We start from the raw sequence: 22,711 nt of genomic DNA on the forward strand, positions 1-22,711 counted from the left end.
TAAACCCCTTTTGAATGGGTTTACGGGGAGAGTGTGTGGTGTAAGTTATCGGCCTATTAGTACCGGTCAGCTTCAACAGTCTTTAGTCCTGTCTTCCACGTCCGGCCTATCAACCCAGTGGTCTGGCTGGGGGCCTCTCACACACAAGGTGTATGGAAATCTCATCTCGAAGCGGGCTTCCCGCTTAGATGCTTTCAGCGGTTATCCCATCCGAACGTAGCTAATCAGCGGTGCACTTGGCAGTACAACTGACACACCAGAGGTTCGTCCGTCCCGGTCCTCTCGTACTAAGGACAGCCCTTCTCAAATTTCCTGCGCGCGCAGCGGATAGGGACCGAACTGTCTCACGACGTTCTAAACCCAGCTCGCGTACCGCTTTAATGGGCGAACAGCCCAACCCTTGGGACCTACTCCAGCCCCAGGATGCGACGAGCCGACATCGAGGTGCCAAACCATGCCGTCGATATGGACTCTTGGGCAAGATCAGCCTGTTATCCCCGAGGTACCTTTTATCCGTTGAGCGACGGCCATTCCACAATGTACCGCCGGATCACTAGTCCCGACTTTCGTCCCTGCTCGAGATGTCTCTCTCACAGTCAAGCTCCCTTGTGCACTTACACTCGACACCTGATTGCCAACCAGGCTGAGGGAACCTTTGGGCGCCTCCGTTACTTTTTAGGAGGCAACCGCCCCAGTTAAACTACCCATCAGGCACTGTCCCTGACCCGGATTACGGGCCGAAGTTAGATGTCCAAAGTGACCAGAGTGGTATTTCAACGATGACTCCACCATGACTGGCGTCACGGCTTCAACGTCTCCCACCTATCCTACACAAGCCACTCCGAACACCAATACCAAACTATAGTAAAGGTCTCGGGGTCTTTCCGTCCTGCTGCGCGTAACGAGCATCTTTACTCGTACTGCAATTTCGCCGAGTTTATGGTTGAGACAGCGGGGAAGTCGTTACTCCATTCGTGCAGGTCGGAACTTACCCGACAAGGAATTTCGCTACCTTAGGATGGTTATAGTTACCACCGCCGTTTACTGGGGCTTGAATTCTCAGCTTCGCCTTGCGGCTAACCGGTCCTCTTAACCTTCCAGCACCGGGCAGGAGTCAGTCCGTATACATCGTCTTGCGACTTCGCACGGACCTGTGTTTTTAGTAAACAGTCGCTTCCCCCTGGTCTCTGCGGCCCCTGCACGCTCCGGACAGCTCGTGTCCATCACGCTGGGGGCCCCCCTTCTCCCGAAGTTACGGGGGCATTTTGCCGAGTTCCTTAACCATAATTCTCTCGATCGCCTTAGTATTCTCTACCTGATCACCTGTGTCGGTTTGGGGTACGGGCGGCTGGAACCTCGCGTCGATGCTTTTCTCGGCAGCATAGGATCACCGGATCCCCCCTCACGGGGGTCCCATCGGGTCTCAGGCATCATGAACGGCGGATTTGCCTACCGTTCGCCCTACATCCTTAGACCGGGGCAACCATCGCCCGGCCCGGCTACCTTCCTGCGTCACACCTGTTAATACGCTTGCCTCCCAGGATCAGGTCCCGCGCTCCACCAAAACCCTTCACCCACAAGGGGTGTCGGGCAGGTCTCGGGCGGTTAGTGTCCCCTGTTCAGCATGGGCGGTTCTTCGCCGGTACGGGAATATCAACCCGTTGTCCATCGACTACGCCTGTCGGCCTCGCCTTAGGTCCCGACTTACCCAGGGCAGATTAGCTTGACCCTGGAACCCTTGATCATTCGGCGGACGGGTTTCTCACCCGTCTTTCGCTACTCATGCCTGCATTCTCACTCGTGTGGGCTCCACCGCTGGTTTACACCGCGACTTCACTGCCCACACGACGCTCCCCTACCACTCCAGACACCTGAACCAACCCCGCAAAGGGGGCGGCTGGGTTATTGCCTGAAATCCACAACTTCGGCGGTGTACTTGAGCCCCGCTACATTGTCGGCGCGGAATCACTTGACCAGTGAGCTATTACGCACTCTTTTAAGGATGGCTGCTTCTAAGCCAACCTCCTGGTTGTCTTCGCAACTCCACATCCTTTCCCACTTAGCACACGCTTAGGGGCCTTAGTTGGTGGTCTGGGCTGTTTCCCTCTCGACTATGAAGCTTATCCCCCACAGTCTCACTGCTGCGCTCTCACTTGCCGGCATTCGGAGTTTGGCTGACGTCAGTAACCTTGTAGGGCCCATTAGCCATCCAGTAGCTCTACCTCCGGCAAGAAACACGCAACGCTGCACCTAAATGCATTTCGGGGAGAACCAGCTATCACGAAGTTTGATTGGCCTTTCACCCCTACCCACAGCTCATCCCCTCCATTTTCAACTGAAGTGGGTTCGGTCCTCCACGACGTCTTACCGTCGCTTCAACCGGCCATGGGTAGATCACTTCGCTTCGGGTCTAGATCACGCCACTGCAACGCCCTGTTCAGACTCGCTTTCGCTACGGCTTCCCCACACGGGTTAACCTCGCGACGTAACACTAACTCGCAGGCTCATTCTTCAAAAGGCACGCCGTCACCAGAATCAGACTGGCTCCGACGGATTGTAAGCACACGGTTTCAGGTACTGTTTCACTCCCCTCCCGGGGTACTTTTCACCTTTCCCTCACGGTACTGGTCCGCTATCGGTCATTAGGGAGTATTTAGGCTTATCAGGTGGTCCTGACAGATTCACACGGGATTTCTCGGGCCCCGTGCTACTTGGGATACTTCCCAGGCGGTATGACAACATTTCGGTTACGGGGCTCCCACCCTCTCTGGCCGGCCTTTCAAGACCGTTCACCTATGCCCACACTTCGCACCTCACCAGTCCGGCAGAACTGGTATGGAAAGTCCCACAACCCCGACCATGCAACGCCCGCCGGCTATCACACATGGAACGGTTTAGCCTGATCCGCGTTCGCTCGCCACTACTGACGGAATCACTATTGTTTTCTCTTCCTGCGGGTACTGAGATGTTTCACTTCCCCGCGTTCCCCCCACACACCCTATGTGTTCAGATGCGGGTCACCAGGCAGCTCGCGCCCCTGGCGGGGTTTCCCCATTCGGACACCCTGGGATCACAGTCCGGTTATCGACTCCCCCAGGCTTATCGCAGATTCCTACGTCCTTCTTCGGCTCCTAATGCCAAGGCATCCACCGTGTGCTCTTAAAAACTTGACCACAAAAGATCAAAAAAACTACTTCACGAGAGAACCACGAAAACCAACCACACCCGAAAGTGCAGCCAGATCCAGGTTCATATTCTTGGAAATTGCTTCTTATAAAAGATGCTCGCGTCCACTATGTAGTTCTCAAACAACAACCCCATACCACACACCCCACACACAACCCCGCAAAGGGGCCAACCCGTCAGGGCTGATCATGTGTGTTCGGTGCAGCCAGGAAACCAGAAACACAAGTCCCACACCACAACCCCGCCCCCCCGAAAGGAAACGCAGCCGCGCCATGGTCCTGTTGTCTCAGGACCCAACAGTGTGCCAAACACTAAACCGCCCGTACCCTCCCCGCACCGTTCCAGATGACCAGGGACCCCCGAAGGAGAACCCTGAAACACCGTACTGGGTGCCGGGAAAAACCGGCGGCCGCTGTTCGTTGATATTCCACCCGTGAGCACCCGCCGCAGAACTAGCGTCTGCGCAGCGGGCATATACTCCTGGCAAACGTCCGCATCCCGCATACACGGGGCGTGGCTTGCAGGTGCTCCTTAGAAAGGAGGTGATCCAGCCGCACCTTCCGGTACGGCTACCTTGTTACGACTTAGTCCCAATCGCCGGTCCCACCTTCGACAGCTCCCTCCCACAAGGGGTTAGGCCACCGGCTTCGGGTGTTACCAACTTTCGTGACTTGACGGGCGGTGTGTACAAGGCCCGGGAACGTATTCACCGCAGCGTTGCTGATCTGCGATTACTAGCGACTCCGACTTCATGGGGTCGAGTTGCAGACCCCAATCCGAACTGAGACCGGCTTTTTGGGATTAGCTCCACCTCACAGTATCGCAACCCTTTGTACCGGCCATTGTAGCATGCGTGAAGCCCAAGACATAAGGGGCATGATGATTTGACGTCGTCCCCACCTTCCTCCGAGTTGACCCCGGCAGTCTCCCATGAGTCCCCGCCATTACGCGCTGGCAACATGGAACGAGGGTTGCGCTCGTTGCGGGACTTAACCCAACATCTCACGACACGAGCTGACGACAACCATGCACCACCTGTGAACCGGCCGCAAGCGGGGCACCTGTCTCCAGGTGTTTCCGGTCCATGTCAAGCCTTGGTAAGGTTCTTCGCGTTGCATCGAATTAATCCGCATGCTCCGCCGCTTGTGCGGGCCCCCGTCAATTCCTTTGAGTTTTAGCCTTGCGGCCGTACTCCCCAGGCGGGGCACTTAATGCGTTAGCTACGGTACGGAGAACGTGGAATGTCCCCCACACCTAGTGCCCAACGTTTACGGCATGGACTACCAGGGTATCTAATCCTGTTCGCTCCCCATGCTTTCGCTCCTCAGCGTCAGTTAATGCCCAGAGACCTGCCTTCGCCATCGGTGTTCCTCCTGATATCTGCGCATTTCACCGCTACACCAGGAATTCCAGTCTCCCCTACATCACTCTAGTCTGCCCGTACCCACCGCAGATCCGGGGTTGAGCCCCGGACTTTCACGGCAGACGCGACAAACCGCCTACGAGCTCTTTACGCCCAATAATTCCGGATAACGCTTGCGCCCTACGTATTACCGCGGCTGCTGGCACGTAGTTAGCCGGCGCTTCTTCTGCAGGTACCGTCACTTTCGCTTCTTCCCTACTGAAAGAGGTTTACAACCCGAAGGCCGTCATCCCTCACGCGGCGTCGCTGCATCAGGCTTGCGCCCATTGTGCAATATTCCCCACTGCTGCCTCCCGTAGGAGTCTGGGCCGTGTCTCAGTCCCAGTGTGGCCGGTCACCCTCTCAGGCCGGCTACCCGTCGTCGCCTTGGTGAGCCATTACCTCACCAACAAGCTGATAGGCCGCGAGTCCATCCAAAACCACAATAAAGCTTTCCACCCCCCACCATGCGGTGAGAGGTCATATCCGGTATTAGACCCGGTTTCCCAGGCTTATCCCAGAGTTAAGGGCAGGTTACTCACGTGTTACTCACCCGTTCGCCACTAATCACCGGTGCAAGCACCGGATCATCGTTCGACTTGCATGTGTTAAGCACGCCGCCAGCGTTCATCCTGAGCCAGGATCAAACTCTCCGTTGAAGTAAAACAAAAACAGACACAACCACTAAGCCCGCGGGAAAACGCGGACCCAGGCTGCACAAAATTTGAAACCGGCTGTAAAAACCAGACCACACCACGGGGTGGCGGGCCCGGCAAAACAACCAATCCATCATACAATAAATTGGTATCAACAAACTTGGCACACTATTGAGTTCTCAAACAACAGACACACCCGGCACCACCACAACCATCACGGTCGCGGCTCGCTCCGGAGCAACTTCCCAAACTTACCGGGCCGCTTCACCCTTGTCAAATCGACTGTCAATCGGCGGTTCCGACTCAGTTTTGCCATAGGCTTCTGTGTCTTTCTTGCCGTTCAACTCCGGGGAGCAGCGCGGAAATAAACTGTACCACCACTTTGCCCTGGTGACAAAGCCGCCCCGAGCAGGGGACCAAAAAGCCCGGAATCACGCGGATTCCGGGCTTTTCGGTGCGACGCCCTCCAGGCTCCCTGCGGGCTTCGGCCGACGGGCAGCTAGCCCAGCGGCTTGAAGTACGCGGCGCCCAGCGGGGGCAACGTGACGGTGAGCGTCGCCGGCTGTCCGTCCAGGCCGCCGTCGGACGCCGTCAGGGTGCCGGCGTTCAGGACGCCCGAGCCGCCGTAGCCGGCGGCGTCGGTGTTCAACACTTCCTGCCAGCCGCCCGCGGACGGCACGCCGAGGAGGTAGTCGGGGTGCGGGCCGCCGGAGAAATTCACCGCACAGACGAGGGGGTTCCCTGCGGCGTCGCGACGGATGAAGGTCAGCACATTCCGGTCCGAGTCGCCGCCGTGGATCCACTGGAAGCCGGCCGGGTCATTGTCCTGCTCGTACAGGGCCGGCGTGGAGCTATACAGCTCGTTCAGGTCCTTGGTGAGGAGCTGGATCCCGTGGTGCGCAGGGATGTCGGCGAGCCACCAGTCCAGGCCATGCTGCTCCGACCATTCCGACTCCTGGCCGAACTCCGTGCCCATGAAGATCAGCTGCTTGCCCGGGTGGGCCCACTGGTAGCCCAGGAACGCCCGAAGGTTCGCCAGCTGCTGCCAGCGGTCCCCCGGCATCTTGCGCAGCATCGAGCCTTTGCCGTGCACAACCTCGTCGTGGCTGATCGGCAGGAGGAAGTTCTCCGTGTAGGCGTAGATCATCGAGAAGGTGATGGTGCCGTGGTGCCACCTGCGGTTGATGGGCTCTTCGGCCATGTACTGGAGCGAGTCATGCATCCAGCCCATGTTCCATTTGATGCCGAAGCCCAGGCCGCCCTGGCTCGTGGGGGCCGTCACTCCCGGGAACGCCGTGGATTCCTCGGCGATCATGAGGACGCCGGGGTGGGTCTTGTAGACCGTGGCGTTGACCTCCTGGAGGAAGGCGATCGCCTCCAGGTTCTCACGTCCGCCGAAGCGGTTCGGCTGCCACTGCCCTTCCTCGCGTGAGTAGTCGAGATAGAGCATCGAGGCGACCGCGTCGACCCGCAGCCCGTCAATGTGGAATTCGTCGAGCCAGTAGAGCGCATTGGCCACCAGGAAGTTCCGGACTTCACGGCGTCCGTAGTCGAAGATGAGCGTCCCCCAGTCCGGGTGCTCGCCCAGGTTCGGGTCCGCGTGTTCGTACAGGGTTTCGCCGTCGAAGCGGGCCAGGGCCCACTCGTCCTTGGGGAAGTGCGCGGGAACCCAGTCCAGCAGCACGCCGATGCCCGCCAGGTGGAGCTCATCGACCAGGTGCCGGAATTCGTCCGGGTGCCCGAAGCGTGATGTCGGGGCGAAATAGGACGTGACCTGATAGCCCCAGGAGCCGCCGAAGGGGTGCTCGGCCACCGGCATGAATTCCACGTGGGTGAAGCCCAGCCACTTGACGTACTCCACCAGCTCCTTGGCCAGTTCGCGGTAGCCCAGGCCGACCCGCCAGGAGCCGAGGTGGACTTCGTAGACGCTCATCGGCGCGTTGTGGGTGTCCCGGGTGGCCCGGGCCTCCATCCACTCGGCGTCCTTGAACGCATAGGAGGGCTCAACGACGCGGGACGCGGTCAGCGGCGGGATCTCGGTGCCGAACGCCAGCGGGTCCGCTTTCTCCACCCAGTGCCCGTGCCGGCTCCTGATTTCAAACTTGTAGCACGCCCCTGCAAGAACGCCCGGGATGAACAGTTCCCAGACGCCGGAGGAGCCCAGGGAGCGCATGGAGTGTTCCTTGCCGCTCCAGCTATTGAAGTCACCCTTGACCCGGATAGCCTGGGCGTTCGGGGCCCACACCGCGAAGGACACGCCGTCCACGTCGCCGAGGGCGGACTTGTAGTGCTGGACGTGCGCGCCGAGCACGTCCCAGAGCCGCTCGTGGCGGCCCTCGCTGATCAGGTGCAGGTCCACTTCCCCCACGGTCGGAAGGTAGCGGTAAGGGTCGTCGGCAGTAACCGGCGTGTGGTCCTTGTACGTCACTTCAAGCCGGTAGTCGGGCACATGGCCGTGCTCCAGCGGCTCGAGAACGGCCACCCACACGCCGCCGGACTCGTGGGTCATGGGGAAGACGCCGGCCGCTGTGACGACGGAAACTGCTTCCGCCAGGTGCTTCACCACCCGGATCGTCACATGGCCGTGGTCGTCAAGGTGCGCGCCCAGGACCGAATGCGGCGCGTGGTGCTCGCCGGACGCAACCCTTGCAAGGGTCTCCGCATCCACGGGGAGGGGGGCGCCGGGCCGATCGATACTTGTTGAACCTGTCATGTTAATACCTTCCGCTGCGGCTTCGGCGCGAACGCCGGAGCCTGTACTGCCGAGGAGACGACGTGCTGCATTTACCGGGATTGAAAGCCAGTCCGGTCTGTTCCGTAATTCATAGACAACTTCGTAGAGGGCCTTGTCCAGCCATAACGCGGTGAAGAGCGGCGAGTCCCGGTCGATGGTTCCGGGCGTGACCTCCGCATAGCCGGCCAGGAAGGCCTCGGCGCAGTCGTCCGCCCACGCCGCCGGCACCACGGTGCCCGGATGTTCCCGGACGGCCGCGCCGGCGGCATAGTCGAAGGACCGCAGCATCCCGACGACGTCGCGGAGCGGGACGTCGGGAAAATTGCGTTCCGAGATGGGCCGGAGCGGCTCCCCCTCGAAGTCCAGGATGGCCCAGCGCGGCGCTTTCCCGGCGCCTCCCGGGACCTGGAGGATCTGGCCGAGGTGAAGGTCGCCGTGGATGCGCTGCAGGGGGCCGGCGCTGCCGCTAAGCCGCGCCAGCAGCCCCTCCAGCGCCTCGTCATAGGGGCCGACGGCGTTCCCGGCTTCGGCCCAGGAGCCGCGCACCCGCTCGGCTACTCCGGGTGCGATGTCGGGGCCCGGGGCGGATTCGGCGGCGCGACCGAGCGCCCCGGCCAGCCTGCGGTGCACCGTGGCCGTCGCAACGCCCAGCGCATGGGCCTCGGCGGTGAACGCGGCACCCCGGCTTGCCGCGTCGACGGCGAGCCGCCACGCGTCCAGGCCGCCGGCGAGGAACTCGTGGGCCACGGCGAGCTCGCCCTGCGCGGGGGTGCCGCCCTTCCCGCCTCCGGCGGTCTCCCATTCGCCGGTGACCCACCCGAGGGTCGCCGGAACTTCCATGGTGCCGCCGGCGGTCAGGGCCGCGCCGATTTCCACCTCCGGGTTCTGGCCCTCGGAGAGCACGCGGAAGAACTTCAGGATGGCGGCCGATCCGCCGTCGTCGACGATTACCGAACTGTTCGACTGCTCGCCGGAGAGCACCCGCACCGTGCCGCTGGCGAAGGGCAGGCGGTAGCCGGACTCCATGAGGTGGCCGGAGGCATGTCCCGACGGCGTGGTGCCGCGGCTGCGCATGAGGTCCAGGCACGCGGCGATGAAGGCGGGGTCGTGGACGCCGTCGTAGATCCAGCGGCGGCCCTCAGCCCCCGTTGTCTCCCCGATCAGTTCAGACTCCCCGGTCAGGGCCTCCCCGATCAGTGCGGACTCCGCACCGGCCAGGGGAGCGCGGCGGAAGCTCAGCGGGACCTGCACGACGTCGGTGCGGTTGCCGTCGGCGGTCGGGTAGCGCACCGCGACCAGCAACACCGCAAGCTCGGCGCCGCCGCCGCCGCCAGCGCCGCCCTCGGCGAGGCCGCCGGCCAGCCGCAGGCCGCCTGCCGGCTGGAAGGTGAACGCCGCGCTCTTGACCGGGAACCAGCGCTGGCGCGGGAGCCACGCCCCCAGCAGTTCACGGAGGGCGGGAGTCATGGTAGGTCGGGTCATGTCAGCCTTCGAGGGACAGGATAGGCATCGCCTGGGTGAGGGGCGACGCCGGGTTGGAGGCGGCCGAACGGATCCGCAGCCAGAAGAAATCGTGGCTTCCCAGGGTCAGCGTCAGCGTGCCGTCCTCGGCGATGGCGGGGAACGCCTGGCCGCCAAAAACGTCCCGCAGGCCCCGGCCGGAGTACTTGGGCACGCGGAGCGTGGTCGCCACCGGGTGCTGGGACAGGTTGAAGGCGCACAGGATGGTTTCGCTGTCCTCGCCGGCCGCGTTGCCTTCCGGCAGCTCCCGCAGGTACGCGAGGACGACGTCGCGGTCGGCCTCGACGTGCTTGAATCCGCCCAGCCCGAAGGCGGGGTGGTTCTTGCGGACGCTGAGGATCTGCCGCGTCCAGCGCAGCAGCGAACCCGAATGGGCGGCCTCGGCCTCGACATTGGCCATGCTGTAGTTGTAGACCAGCGACTGGATCACCGGAAGATACAGCTTGCCCGGGTCCGCGCTGGAGAACCCCGCGTTGCGGTCCGGATTCCACTGCATGGGTGTGCGGACGGCGTCACGGTCTTCCAGCCAGATGTTGTCCCCCATGCCGATCTCGTCCCCGTAATACAGGAACGGGCTGCCCGGCAGGGACAGCAGCAGGGCGTTGATGAGCTCGATTTCGGCACGGGAGTTGTCCAGCAGCGGCGCGAGCCGGCGTCGGATGCCGATATTGGCGCGCATCCGCGGATCCGGCGCATACCAGCCGAGCATGGCCGCGCGCTCGTCGGCGGTGACCATTTCCAGCGTCAGCTCGTCGTGGTTGCGCAGGAAGGTGCCCCACTGCGCGCCTTCGGGAATTTCCGGGGTGTCCTTCATCGTCTCGATGATGGGAGCGGCTTTCTGGTCCCGCAGCGCGTAGTACAGGCGCGGCATGATCGGGAAGTGGAAGGCCATGTGGCATTCAGGTTCCTCTTCGGTCCCGAAATACTCCACCACTTCGGCCGGCGGCTGGTTGGCCTCGGCGATGATCACCCGGCCCGGGTAGCTTTCGTCGACCATCCTGCGCAGCTTGCGGAGGAATTCGTGGGTCTGCGGCAGGTTCTCGCAGTTGGTGCCCTCCTCCTCGAACAGGTATGGGATCGCGTCGGCGCGGAAGCCGTCGATTCCCTGGTCCAGCCAGAACCGCACGACGTCGAAGAGCGCGTCGATGACCTTGGGGTTCTCGAAGTTCAGGTCCGGCTGGTGGCTGAAAAAGCGGTGCCAGAAAAACTGCCGGCGGATCGGGTCGAAGGTCCAGTTGGATTCCTCCGTGTCCACGAAGATGATGCGGGCTTCCTGGTATTTCTCGTCCGTGTCGCTCCACACGTAGAAGTCGCCGAAGGGCCCGTCCGGGTCCCGGCGGGATTCCTGGAACCAGGGGTGCTGGTCCGAGGTGTGGTTCAGCGGCAGGTCGATGATCACGCGCACGCCGCGGGCATGGGCCTCCGCCACGAGCCGCTTGAAATCGCTGATGGTGCCGAACTCGTCCAGGACGGAGTTGTAGTCGGAGATGTCGTAGCCGCCGTCGCGGAGCGGGGACTGGAAGAACGGCGGCAGCCAGAGGCAGTCCACGCCCAGCCACTGCAGGTAGTCGAGTTTCTCGATGAGCCCGTGGAAGTCACCGGAGCCGTCCCCGTTTCCATCCGCAAAGCCCCGGACCAGCACCTCGTAGAACACCGCCTTGCGGTACCACAACGGGTCGTGGTGCAGGCCAGGCGCGTTCAGTTCGAAACTCGCCTTCGGGCTGAAGTGCTGGCTGGGGTTCTGCGGGCTGAAACTCACTGGCGCTCCCTCCGGATGCTCAGGATGTGCGCGGGCTCGACATGCGCATCCAGGCGGACGTAGTTGGACTCCCGCCATTCCCAGCTCTCGCCGCTCAGCAGGTCATCGACCATGATGCCGCCGCTGCGCGTCAGGTCGTCCGGATCAAGCCCCAGGGCCGCCAGGTCCAGCGAGACGGTGCTCTCCCGGGTGGAGTGCGGATCCAGGTTCACGACGATGATCAGGGTGTCCTTGGTGCCGTCCGGAAGGGTCTTGTGCTTGGAGTACACGATGGTGGCGTTGTCGGTGCTCTGGTGCACCGTCAGGTTCTGCAGGTCCCCCAGTGCGGGGTGCTCGTGCCGGATGGCGTTGAGCCTGGTCAGGTAGGGGGCCAGGGTGCGGCCGGATTCCGCCGCCGCGTCCCAGTCCCGGGCCTTGTATTCGAATTTCTCGTTGTCGATGTACTCCTCGGCACCCGGCCGGGCCACGTGTTCGTAGAGTTCGTAGCCCGCGTAGACGCCCCAGCTCGGGCTCGCGGTCGCGGCCAGCACGGCGCGGATCTTGAACGCGGCCGGGCCGCCGAACTGCAGGAATTCGGTGAGGATGTCCGGGGTGTTCACGAAGAAGTTCGGCCGGAAAAACGCCGCGGATTCGTGGCTGACTTCCTGGAAGTACTCCTCCAGTTCCTCCTTGGTGTTCCGCCAGGTGAAGTAGGTGTAGGACTGCTGGAAGCCGGCGCGGCCGAGGGCGTGCATCATGGCGGGGCGCGTGAACGCCTCGGCGAGGAAGATGACGTCGGGGTGCTTCTTGTTGACCTTGCCGATCAGCCATTCCCAGAACCACACCGGCTTGGTGTGCGGATTGTCCACGCGGAAGATCTTCACGCCGTGGCTCACCCAGAGGAACACGATGCGGAGGATTTCCTGGGACAGGCCCGCGGGATCGTTGTCGAAGTTGAGCGGGAAGATGTCCTGGTACTTCTTCGGCGGGTTCTCGGCGTAGGCGATGCTGCCGTCCACGCGGGTGGTGAACCACTCCGGGTGGCTCTGGACCCAGGGGTGGTCCGGGGCGGCCTGCAGCGCCAGGTCCAGGGCGACTTCCAGTCCCAGCTCGCCGGCCCGCGCCACGAAGGCGTCGAAGTCCTCGAAGGTCCCGAGGTCCGGATGGATGGCGTCGTGGCCGCCCTCGCTGGCGCCGATGGCCCAGGGCGAGCCCGGATCGTGCGGGCCGGCCAGCAGGGTGTTGTTCGGGCCCTTCCGGTGCTGGATCCCGATCGGGTGGATCGGCGGCAGGTAGATGACGTCAAAGCCCATGCCGGCGACGGCGTCGAGGCGCTTCGCGGCGGTCCGGAAGTTCCCGGAGGTCCATTCCCCGGTTTCGTGGTGGCGGACGGCGCCCTCGGAGCGCGGGAAGAATTCGTACCAGGCGCCGCGGCCGGCGAGATCCCGTTCCACCAGCAGCGGGTACTGCTCCGAGACGGTCACCTGGTCCCGGATCGGCTGGCGTTCGACGACGGCGGCCACCTCGGCGCTGAAGCCGGCGGCGAGCCGTTCCTCCGGGGTCAGCGACGCGTCGGACAGGACGACGACGGCCATCCGCAGCGTGCGCCGGTCGGACGACGGGCGGGCCGGGTCCTCGGAAGCCTCGGAGAGCAGGGCGGCGCCCTCCGCCAGCATCAGGTCGACGTCGATGCCCGCCTCCACCTTCACCTCGGCGTTGTGGTGCCAGGTGCCGTACCTGTCGTGCCAGGCCTCGATGACGAAGGACCAGTTTCCGGTGGCGGGCGGAGCCAGGAGCCCTTCCCAGCGGTCCGTGCCCTGGCCGCGGGGGCCCCGGGGCGGCGCGAGCCGGACCCGCTGCCGCTCTTTTCCGCGGGGATCGAGGAGGACGGCGCTGACGCCGAGCTGGTCATGGCCTTCCCGGAAGGCCGTGGCGCCCACCACCAGGCTTTCCCCCACCGTGGCCTTGGCCGGGAATTTCCCGCCTTCGACGGCCGGCTGTACGGCGGTGATCGGAAAACGGCCAAAGCGAAGGCCGTCCGTGATCAGGGCCTTCGGCTTTTGCTTGGACACGGCACTGGTTCGCGAGTTAGTCGTCACAGGCTCGACGTTATCTAGATTTCTCCCAGATTGCTAAGAATGCGCCCGTGTTCCGGTGGTTTCCGGATTTTCCCGGACGCCCTCCGTCATTTAGGCGAAAGAAACTCAAAGCAGTTCCGGGGCCCACACTTGTCCGTTAGTGTGTCGCTGGTGAAGGCAATCCGCAGATTTACCGTCCGAACCGTACTTCCCGAGTCCATCCGGCCGCTGGCCCGGCTCGCGACCAACCTACGATGGTCGTGGCACCGGCCAACCCGGGCGCTCTTCGAAGGGCTCAATCCCCGGATCTGGGCCGCGAGCAACCACGACCCGGTGAGCTTCCTGGGGCTGGTCAGCCGGGAAGAGCTGCAGCGCCTCGCTGCAGACATGGACGTCGTCAGCCGTGTCCACGCCGCCGCCGAAGACCTGGACCGGTACCTCGAGCAGCCCCGCTGGTACCAGAGCCTGGGCGACGGCGCGCCGTCGCGCATCGCATACTTCTCGCCGGAATTCGGCATCACCGAAGTCCTGCCCCAGTACTCCGGCGGCCTGGGCATCCTGGCCGGCGACCACCTGAAGGCGGCATCGGACCTCGGCGTGCCGCTGATCGGCGTCGGCCTCCTCTACCAGGCCGGCTATTTCAAGCAGTCACTCTCCCGCGACGCGTGGCAGCAGGAAACCTACCCGGTCCTGGACCCGGACGGCCTGCCCCTGACGCTGCTGCGCGAGGCCTCGCCGGACGGCAACGGCAAGCCCATCCAGATCTCCCTGCCCCTCCCCCACGGGCGCCGGCTGCTGGCGCACGTGTGGCGGGCCGACGTCGGGCGTGTTCCGCTGCTGCTGCTGGACTCCAACGTTCCCGGCAATGACGACGCCGCCCGCGGCATCACGGACCGGCTGTACGGCGGCGGCGGTGACCACCGCCTCCAGCAGGAACTGCTGCTGGGCATGGGCGGGGTCAAGGCCCTGCGGGCGTTCCAGAAACTCACGGGCTCCCCTGCCCCTGAGGTGTTCCACACCAACGAAGGCCACGCCGGCTTCCTCGGCGTCGAGCGGATCCAGGAAATGATGTCCGCGGAGGAGCCGTTGACCTGGGAAGAAGCGCTGGCCGCCGGCCGGGCCTCCACGGTGTTCACGACCCACACGCCCGTGCCGGCCGGCATCGACCGCTTTGAAACCTCGCAGATCCAGCACTTCTTCGACGCCGGGCTGGCGCCGGATGTCCCGGTGGCCAAGATCCTGGACCTGGGCCGGGAAAGCTACGCGGACGGCAACCCCTTCGTCTTCAACATGGCGGTCATGGGCCTCCGCCTGGCCCAGCGGGCCAACGGCGTCGCCAAGCTGCACGGCGTGGTCTCCCGCGGGATGTTCTCCGCCCTCTGGCCGGGATTCGACCAATCGGAGGTGCCCATCACCTCCGTCACCAACGGCGTGCACGTCCCGACCTGGGTGGACCCGCGCATCTCGAAGCTGGCCCGCGAGCAGTTCGGCTCCGAGGCCGAGTCCCAGGGCCGCTGGGACCTCGCCTACGACGTCAGCGACGAGGACGTCTGGGCGCTGCGCCGGGAGATGCGGGTGTCCCTCGTCGACGACGTCCGGCGCCGCCTGCGGGCCGCCTGGAAGAAGCGCGGCGCTGCCGACGCCGAGCTGGCCTGGACGGACTCGGTGCTTGATCCGGACATCCTGACCATCGGCTTTGCCCGGCGTGTGCCGACCTACAAGCGGCTCACCCTGATGCTCCGCGAACCCGAGCGGCTCAAGGCGCTGCTGCTGCACAAGACGCACCCCATCCAGCTGGTCATCGCGGGGAAGTCGCACCCGGCCGACGACGCGGGCAAGAAAATGATCCAGGAACTGGTCCGCTTCACCGACGACCCCCAGGTCCGGCACCGGATCGCGTTCCTGCCCAACTACGACATCGCGATGGCCCGCACGCTGTTTCCGGGCTGCGATGTGTGGCTCAACAACCCGCTGCGTCCGCTGGAGGCCTGCGGAACCTCCGGCATGAAGGCCGCCCTGAACGGTTCGTTGAACCTTTCGGTGCTGGACGGCTGGTGGGACGAGATGTACGACGGCGAAAACGGCTGGGCGATTCCGACCGCCAACAACGACGCCTCCCCCGAGGAACGCGACGATATCGAGGCCGCGGCGCTCTACGAGCTCCTCGAAAAGCAGGTGGCACCCCGGTTTTACGGGTTGACCACCGCCGACGATGCGGGGGCCGCCGGCCCCTCGCAGTCCGGGCCGCAGAAGGTCCCCACCCATTGGGTGTCGATGATCAAGCACACCATTTCCCACCTGGGCCCGGCCGTTTCCGCGGACCGGATGCTCAAGGACTACGTCAACGTCCTGTACCGGCCCGCAGCCATCGCCGGACGACACGCCGTGGCGGACAACTACGCCCAGGCGAAGGACCTCGCTGCGTGGACCTCCCGGGTCCGGGCCGCGTGGCCCCAGATCCAGGTGGAGCATGTGGACTCCGTGGGGGTCTCCGAGGACCCGCAGATCGGCGACCTGCTCCAGGTGAACGCCTACGTGGACCTGACGGACCTTTCCCCGGACGATGTGTACGTCGAGGTGGCCTATGGCCGGGCCGAGGACAGCGACGAACTGGCGGACATCACGGTCGCGGAACTGAAGGCCGCGGAGAGCCTGGGCAAGGGCCGCCACCTCTTCACCGGCACCCTTGTGATCGACCGCTCCGGATCGTTCGGCTACACGGTCCGCGTGCTCCCCAAGCACGAGGCCCTGGCGTCCAAGGCCGAGCTTGGCCTGATCGTCAACGCCTAGGGCTGTAAACCGCCGGCCGCCCGGGCGTCGTCCCGGGCGGCCGGCGGCCATGGCCTCCGGCCCGCCGGCGTGCCAGTATGTTGGGCATCAGGCTCAATGAACGCGGCCCAGCTCCGGGCACGGGCAGAATGGACGCACGGTCGTGACATACATCAGCAATTTCGGCGATGTGGGACAGGGCGACGTCGCCGCGGCCGGCGGCAAGGGCGTCGGGCTGGGCGGTCTCATCCGGGCCGGGGCGCCGGTCCCTCCGGGGTTTGTGTTGAGCACCGCGGCTTACGCGGCTTTTGTGGATGCCAATCATCTCGGGCCGGGCATCCAAGAGCTGGCCGCACTGTCGCCGCAGGCGGTGCCGCAGGACTATGAGGATGCCTCCGGACGGATCCGCGCCCTGTTCACCGGCGGCACCATGCCGGGAGTGATCGCAGCCGAACTCGGCGCTGCCTACGGGCATCTCGGCAACGGTCCCGGCGATGGTCCCGGCAAAGGCGGTCCAGCCGTGGCGGTCCGCTCCTCCGCCACGGCCGAGGACCTCGCCTCGGCCAGCTTCGCCGGGCAACAGGACACCTACCTCAACGTCCGCGGGGCGGAGGCCCTGGCCGCGGCGGTGACCGACTGCTGGGCTTCGCTGTGGACAGCGCGCGCCATGGCCTACCGGGCCCGTGAAGGCATCGGACCGGACGCGGTCCGCCTCGCTGTCGTGGTCCAGCGGATGGTCGAGGCCGAGGCGGCCGGGGTCATGTTCACCGCCAATCCGGCCAACGGGCGCCGCGACCAGATCGTGATCAGCGCCGCGTGGGGCCTGGGCGAGTCCGTGGTCAGCGGAACGGTCACCACGGATGACGTCGTCGTCGAAGCAGCGACGGGCCGCGTGCTGTCGCGGCGGACGGCCGACAAGGAGGTCATGACTGTCTACGCGGACCGCGGCACCCGGGAGCAGCCGGTGCCGGCGGCACGCCGTCACCAGGCCGTGCTGGACGACCGGGCGGCGGCCGCGCTGGCCCGCCATGGAACACGGATTGCGGATCATTTCGGGGCGCCGCAGGACATCGAGTGGGCACGGGCCGGCGGCGAATTCTTCATCCTGCAATCCCGGCCCATCACCGCACTGCCTGAACCGGCGGCCGACACCCCGGATACCTGGGCGGTGCCCTACCCGAACGGCCTCTACTTCCGGGCGAGCATCGTGGAGCAGCTGCCGGACCCCCTCTCGCCGCTGTTCGCCGACCTCATCGACGGCTCGGTGGCCCGGTCGCTGAGAGCCTTGATGGCAGAGGCCGTCGGCAAGAATGTCGTCCGCGAGGACGATGTGGGGCTGCCCACCGTCAACGGCTACGCGTACTACTACTACCGCACCTCGGGAATGTGGCGGGTGATGGGCAGGTCACTGACGGCGGTACGCGCGCTGGTCCGCGGCAAGGCGCACATGGGTGTGGCCGGCTGGCGGGAATTCTCCCACCCCCGCTACGAGCGGATCATTGCGGACTGGTCGGCGAAGCCCGTCGGGGAGCTCCCGGGACAGGAACTGCTGGCGGGAGTGCAGGCGCTGCTGGACGCCGGGACCGTGTACTACACGGCAGTGCAGTCGATCATTCCGATCTCGGCGACCAGCGAAATCTCGTTCCGGGCGTACTACGACAAACTCGTCCGGCGCGACGGGGATCCACCGGCCGAGACGTTTCTCCTCGGCTACGACAGCGAGCCCATCCGGGCCGAGAAGTCCCTGTACGACCTCGCAGCCTGGGCCCGGGGCGTGCCCGGGCTGGCCCCTGCGATTCTCAGCGCACCGGCACCGGCGCTGTCCGAGTCGCAGCGCACCGGGCCTGCTCCCGGCGGCATGGATCCGGCGCTGTGGCAGCAGTGGCGTTCCCGGTTCCAGGACCACCTCGACCGGTTCGGCCATGCGGTCTACAACCTGGACTTCGTCAGCCCCGTGCCGGCCGACGATCCCGCGCCGTTGCTGGAGACGGTGAAGTTCTACCTGCGGGGGCAGGGCAATGACCCGCACGAGCGCCAGCGGCTTTCCGCCGCCCGCAGGGAGGAGCAAACCGGCCGAATGGTCGCCAGGCTCGGCCGGAGCAGCAGGGCCGGGTTCCTCCGGTTGCTCCGGTGGGCGCAGAAGGCCGCCCCGATCCGCGAGGATGCCCTGGCCGACGTCGGCCTGGCGTGGCCGCTGATGCGGCGGATGCTGCTCGAACTCGGGGAACGGCTGGTTGGCTCCGGTGTCATCGCCGGTCCCGCCGACGTGTTCTGGCTGCGCCAGCAGGAACTGCGGAGCGCCGTCGAGTTCGGCCTCGCCGCGCCGCGGGCCGGCGAAGCCCCGGGAAGCCGGAAAACCAAAGGCGTTCCGGAACCGATGGGCGCACCGGTGGCAGTCGCCATTACCGGAGCGGACCGGCCCGTCCGCGCCGACGCCGTCGAGGAGCGCAAGATGCTTTGGCGGGGCCAGCGCAAGGCCGCTGCCCCGCAATTGCTGCCGGAGAGCCGGTGGATGGAGCGGGCCTTCGGGGGGATGATGCCGGCAGGCTCGCAGGACCAGCACGGCGACGTCATCAAGGGGGTCGGCGCGAGCTCGGGCCGGGTCAGCGGTCCGGCCCGGGTCCTGGGCGGGCCCCAGAACTTCTCCCAGATGGTGCCCGGCGAGGTTCTGGTCGCCCGCATCACCACCCCTGCCTGGACCTCGCTGTTCGCGATGGCCTCGGCCGTGGTCACCGACGTCGGCGGCCCGTTGAGCCACAGCTCGATCGTGGCCCGGGAGTACGGCATCCCGGCTGTGCTCGGCACCGGAGTGGCCACCCAGCGGCTTACCAGCGGCCAGCAGATCCGCGTCGACGGCGACGCCGGCACCGTCACGATCGAGCACCCGGCCGCTACGCAGGGGCCACGACAGGCTGCCCCCGCCCGTTACCCTGAATAGCCGGCGGGCGGGTGGCACAGCGCCGCAGCCCCCGTGCGATGTCGCGCAGAAGGCTACAGGCAGACGGCGATCACGGCCAGGTTCTTCCCGGCATAGCTCTCGGCGTCCTGGAGGATCTCGCAGATGACACCGAAGGAGCGGTCGGCGCGGAAGGCGGCCGGCACCTGCCAGATGAGCGTGAGCGGCGGCTCGCCGTCATCCGCGACCGCGTCGGCGAAGTCATGCAGCGAGTCGTTGAGGGCGTCAAGGTTGACGCCATAGTGCTCCGGGAACTGGAGGGTCTCGCCGAACGTCTTCAGCACGGCTTTCTTGGTGACCGCGGCGGGGATGACGACGGCGCGGCGGCCGGCGTCGTCGATCTGCTCCCGCAGCTCTTCGAGGGTCCAGGTGTCTGCCGAGTAGATCTTCATGGATTCCCCTATTTGCCTTCGATGATGAATCTGAACGATGAGTAGTGGTCCCCGGTGTAATACTTCTCGCCGGAATTCCCCGCCACGAGTCCGGCCAGCAGAGCGATCAAGGCAAGAAGTTTCGCGGACTTCCGCAGTGCGTGAATCCTCGCTGTGGACCGGATCAGGTGCGGTAGATGTTGATGGTGTTGGCCTGGACCACGTCACGCTCGCCGGAGGAGACGCGGACGCCCTGGCGCCGGTCGTTCAGTTCAGAGGTTGTCATCCGCAGTTCGAAGAGCCGGTGGCCGGTGCCGTCCTCATTGTTCAGAAGCGGCAGCGTCACCTTGACGTCCTCGGCGCCGCCGTTGACCACCACGAGACCGATCACTTCGCCGTCGTCGGAGCCGAGCAGGAGCTGGACCACGCGGTGGCGGTGGTCCTCCCAGCTGTCGCCGGACATCGGCGCGCCGCTCGCATCGAACCAACGAAAGTAGGCCTGGTTTTCGCGCGCCGGATAGTCGTGCGGCTGGCCAGCGAGGAATTCCTTGCGCAGCCGGATCACGCGCTTGGTGACGCGCAGCATCGCATGGGATTGCGGGGTGCTGGTCCAGTCGATCCAGGAGATGGGGTTGTCCTGGCAGTAGGCGTTGTTGTTGCCCTGCTGGGTCCGGCCGATCTCGTCGCCCGCGGTGATCATGGGCACGCCCAGGGAGGTCATGAGCGAGGTCATCAGGTTGCGGCCGGTCTGGGCCCGCCGGGCAAGGACGCCCTCGTCCTCGGTGGGGCCCTCGAAGCCGTGGTTGTAGCTGCGGTTGTCGCCATGGCCGTCGCGGTTCTGCTCGCCGTTGGCCTCGTTGTGCTTGCGGTCGTAGGACATCAGGTCCGCCATGGTGAAGCCGTCGTGGGACGTGATGAAGTTGACGGAGGCGAGCCTGGATCTCCCGGACGGTTCGAAAAGGCCGGCGAAGCCGGACAGCGCGTCGGCGAGGCGCGCGACCGAGCCGCCGTGCCCGCCGGCGTCGATCGCCGCACGGTCGGCGAGCCAGAAGCTGCGGACCGCATCGCGGAAGTGATCGTTCCAGTCGACCCAGCCGGCGGGGAAACGCCCGGTCTGCCAGCCGCCGTAGCCCACATCCCAGGGCTCGGCGATCAGCTTGGTTCCGGACAGCACCGGATCGGCGGCGACGGCAACCAGGAACGGGTGCCGCGGATCGAACTCGTTGGCGGCGTTGCGGCACAGCGTCACGGCAAGGTCGAAGCGGAAGCCGTCGATGTGGAACTCGGTCACCCAGTACCGCAGGGAATCCAGCACCAGCTGGACCACGCGCGGTTCCGCAAAGTTCAGGCTGTTCCCGCAGCCGGTGGTGTCCACGTAATTGCCGTGCCCGTCATTGCGGTAGTACTGCATCTCGCCCAGGCCGCGGAAACTCAGGGCAGGCTGGTCGGGGCCGCCCTCGGCGGTGTGGTTGTAGACGACGTCGAGGATGACCTCGAGGCCGGCGGCGTGCAGCAGCTTGACCATGCCCTTGAACTCGTCCTGGACTGCGTGGGCGCCGGCCGCCTGCGCTGCCCGGGTGGCGTAGCCGGGGTGCGGGGCGAAGAACGCGGCAGTGTTGTAGCCCCAGTAGTTCGTCAGCCCCAGATTCTGCAGGTGCGGTTCGTCCACATGGAAATGGACCGGCAGGAGCTGGACCGAGGTGATGCCCAGCGCGACCAGGTGCTCGATCATGGCCGGGTGGGCCATGCCCGCGTAGGTTCCCCGCAGGTGTTCCGGAATGTCCGGGTGCAGCATGGTCTGGCCGCGGACGTGGGCCTCGTAGATGATGGTGTTCCGCCACGGAACGCGGGGCCCGCGGTCCGCGCCCCAGTCGAAGCCGGCGGCCATCCGGACGCTGGTGATGAAATCGTCGCGCTCGTCCACGCCCCGGCCGTAGGGGTCCAGCAACAGCGGCTGCACGCCGTCCAGGTCAAAATCCATGGTCGGCATCGAGAGCGGAAGGGCCTCATGGTGCGGGGAGGCCCGGAAACCGTACCGCGACCCCGCGGGAATGCCCTCCACGATGCCGTGGTGGACGCCGTCGGTCACGTTGGGCAGGGTTTTCAGCTGCCAGCTGCCCCCGGGTGCCTGATAGGCGATCTCAAGGGTGGTCACGCCCGGTGCGTAGGCAGCCACGTTCGCGAACGCACCCCGAGGGTCGTCCGTGGCCGGGGATCCGGTGCGCGGAGCGCTGATTCCCAGCGGAAAGGCGCGTGAGGCGTCTACGGTGGAAACTGTATCTATAAAGGGCATGACCATTGCTTAGAGCGTAGCCGGGCCGATGAAACGGCCCGTATTTTCGTTGTGCTGACGATGTGAAGTGTACGGAATAGTTGCGCTGCATACTTAAATGAAGCGCCGAATTGGAGGTAAATGTGCGGGTTGCACTGGCTCAGGTCGTCACCGGCCGTGATCTTGCCGGAAATCTGGCCCTCGTGGAGGACTACGCACGGCAGGCCAAGGCCGGGGGTGCGGAGCTGGTCGTGTTCCCCGAGGCTGCCATGCGCGCCTTCGGCAATTCTCTGCTGGACATCGCCGAACCCTTGGACGGGCCCTGGGCCTCACACGTGCGCGCCGTCGCGGCGGAGCTCGGAATAGTGATCGTGGCCGGCATGTTCACGCCGGGGACGGCCTCCGATGGCAGCGGCGTGCGCAAGGTGCGCAACACCCTGCTGGTCACCGGCCCGGGAGTGGAGACCAGCTACGACAAGATCCATCTCTTTGACGCCTTCGGCTTCGCGGAATCAGACACGGTCACTGCCGGCTCCGAGCCCGTCACCTTCGGGCTCGGCGGCATGACGTTCGGCCTTGCCACCTGCTACGACATACGCTTCCCGGACCTTTTTACCGAAAACGCGGACCGGGGCGCCGAGGTGAACATTGTGTGCGCCTCGTGGGGTTCAGGCCCGGGCAAGGCCGATCAGTGGAAGCTGCTGGCCCGCGCCCGCGCCGCGGATTCCACCACGGTGGTCCTCGCCTGCGGCCAGGGCGATCCGGCCAGCCAGGGCCTCCCGGTTCGCGGCTCTGCGCCGACCGGCGTCGGGCATTCCGTAGTGGTGTCCCCGTTCGGGGACGTGCTGGCAGAGCTCGACGGCGGCCCGGGCCTGCTGTTCGCGGAGCTGGACGCCGGCGTCGTCAAGGAAGCCCGCGCCAAGCTCCCGGTCCTGGCCAACCGCCACAGGTTCTAGGCTTAGCTTGCGGCTGTGGTCACCAGCCGCGGACACCGGCGCCCTGCCGTCGCTTAGACACCTCCCGACGCT

The 22,711-nt window shown here is 65.3% G+C and carries 8 protein-coding genes and 2 rRNA genes; 3 read left to right on the forward strand and 7 right to left on the reverse strand.

The window, feature by feature from the left end; all coding sequences use genetic code 11:
- Window positions 1-35: 35 nt before the first annotated feature.
- From ACQCSZ_RS16075 to ACQCSZ_RS16095, 5 genes are all read right to left on the reverse strand, one after another.
- A 23S ribosomal RNA gene (locus tag ACQCSZ_RS16075) occupies window positions 36-3,173 on the reverse strand.
- Between the two features lie 548 nt (window positions 3,174-3,721).
- Window positions 3,722-5,247: ribosomal RNA gene (locus tag ACQCSZ_RS16080) — 16S ribosomal RNA — on the reverse strand.
- Together the 16S and 23S rRNA genes form the textbook arrangement of a ribosomal RNA operon.
- Window positions 5,248-5,743: 496 nt before the next feature.
- Window positions 5,744-9,460, reverse strand: a complete 3,717-nt coding sequence (locus ACQCSZ_RS16085) for a 1,4-alpha-glucan branching enzyme (protein WP_427004720.1) — start codon at window positions 9,458-9,460, stop codon at window positions 5,744-5,746.
- Between the two features lies 1 nt (window position 9,461).
- Window positions 9,462-11,258 (reverse strand): maltose alpha-D-glucosyltransferase, encoded by a 1,797-nt coding sequence (treS, locus tag ACQCSZ_RS16090; protein WP_427004721.1) that lies wholly within the window; start codon window positions 11,256-11,258, stop codon window positions 9,462-9,464.
- A complete protein-coding gene (locus tag ACQCSZ_RS16095; protein ID WP_427004722.1) occupies window positions 11,255-13,309 on the reverse strand; it encodes an alpha-1,4-glucan--maltose-1-phosphate maltosyltransferase in 2,055 nt (684 codons plus the stop codon). Before ACQCSZ_RS16095 ends, treS begins: the two co-directional genes overlap by 4 nt.
- 177 nt (window positions 13,310-13,486) lie before the next feature.
- Here ACQCSZ_RS16095 and glgP point away from each other — a divergent pair, with 177 nt between their 5' ends.
- Window positions 13,487-16,105 (forward strand): alpha-glucan family phosphorylase, encoded by a 2,619-nt coding sequence (glgP, locus tag ACQCSZ_RS16100; protein ID WP_427004723.1) that lies wholly within the window; start codon window positions 13,487-13,489, stop codon window positions 16,103-16,105.
- 142 nt (window positions 16,106-16,247) lie between these two features.
- The gene (locus tag ACQCSZ_RS16105) at window positions 16,248-19,022 is read left to right on the forward strand and encodes a PEP/pyruvate-binding domain-containing protein (protein ID WP_427004724.1); all 2,775 of its coding nucleotides are present in this window, start codon (window positions 16,248-16,250) and stop codon (window positions 19,020-19,022) included.
- A 53-nt stretch (window positions 19,023-19,075) separates the two neighbouring features.
- Here the strand turns inward: ACQCSZ_RS16105 and ACQCSZ_RS16110 are convergent, their stop codons facing one another.
- Together ACQCSZ_RS16110 and glgX are read right to left on the reverse strand one after the other, a co-directional pair.
- Window positions 19,076-19,432 (reverse strand): barstar family protein, encoded by a 357-nt coding sequence (locus ACQCSZ_RS16110; RefSeq protein WP_427004725.1) that lies wholly within the window; start codon window positions 19,430-19,432, stop codon window positions 19,076-19,078.
- Window positions 19,433-19,595: 163 nt separating this feature from the next.
- On the reverse strand, window positions 19,596-21,710 hold the full coding sequence (glgX, locus tag ACQCSZ_RS16115) for a glycogen debranching protein GlgX (protein WP_427004726.1): 2,115 nt from the start codon (window positions 21,708-21,710) through the stop codon (window positions 19,596-19,598).
- 116 nt (window positions 21,711-21,826) lie between these two features.
- On the opposite strand from glgX, the gene ACQCSZ_RS16120 reads away from it, so the two are divergent.
- Window positions 21,827-22,639: a carbon-nitrogen hydrolase family protein gene (locus ACQCSZ_RS16120; RefSeq protein WP_427004727.1), complete on the forward strand. Its 813-nt coding sequence runs from the start codon at window positions 21,827-21,829 to the stop codon at window positions 22,637-22,639.
- Window positions 22,640-22,711: the final 72 nt, after the last annotated feature.

The sequence above is a fragment of the Pseudarthrobacter sp. H2 genome (assembly GCF_050157045.1).
Taxonomy (GTDB): Bacteria; Actinomycetota; Actinomycetes; order Actinomycetales; family Micrococcaceae; genus Arthrobacter.

What these genes read in the sequence shown, in the direction of transcription:
- ACQCSZ_RS16110 (WP_427004725.1), bottom strand. Translation starts at nt 19,432, where the DNA reads ATGAAGATCTACTCGGCAGACACCTGGACCCTCGAAGAGCTGCGGGAG.
- ACQCSZ_RS16085 (WP_427004720.1), bottom strand. Translation starts at nt 9,460, where the DNA reads ATGACCCGACCTACCATGACTCCCGCCCTCCGTGAACTGCTGGGGGCG.
- glgX (WP_427004726.1), bottom strand. Translation starts at nt 21,710, where the DNA reads ATGGTCATGCCCTTTATAGATACAGTTTCCACCGTAGACGCCTCACGC.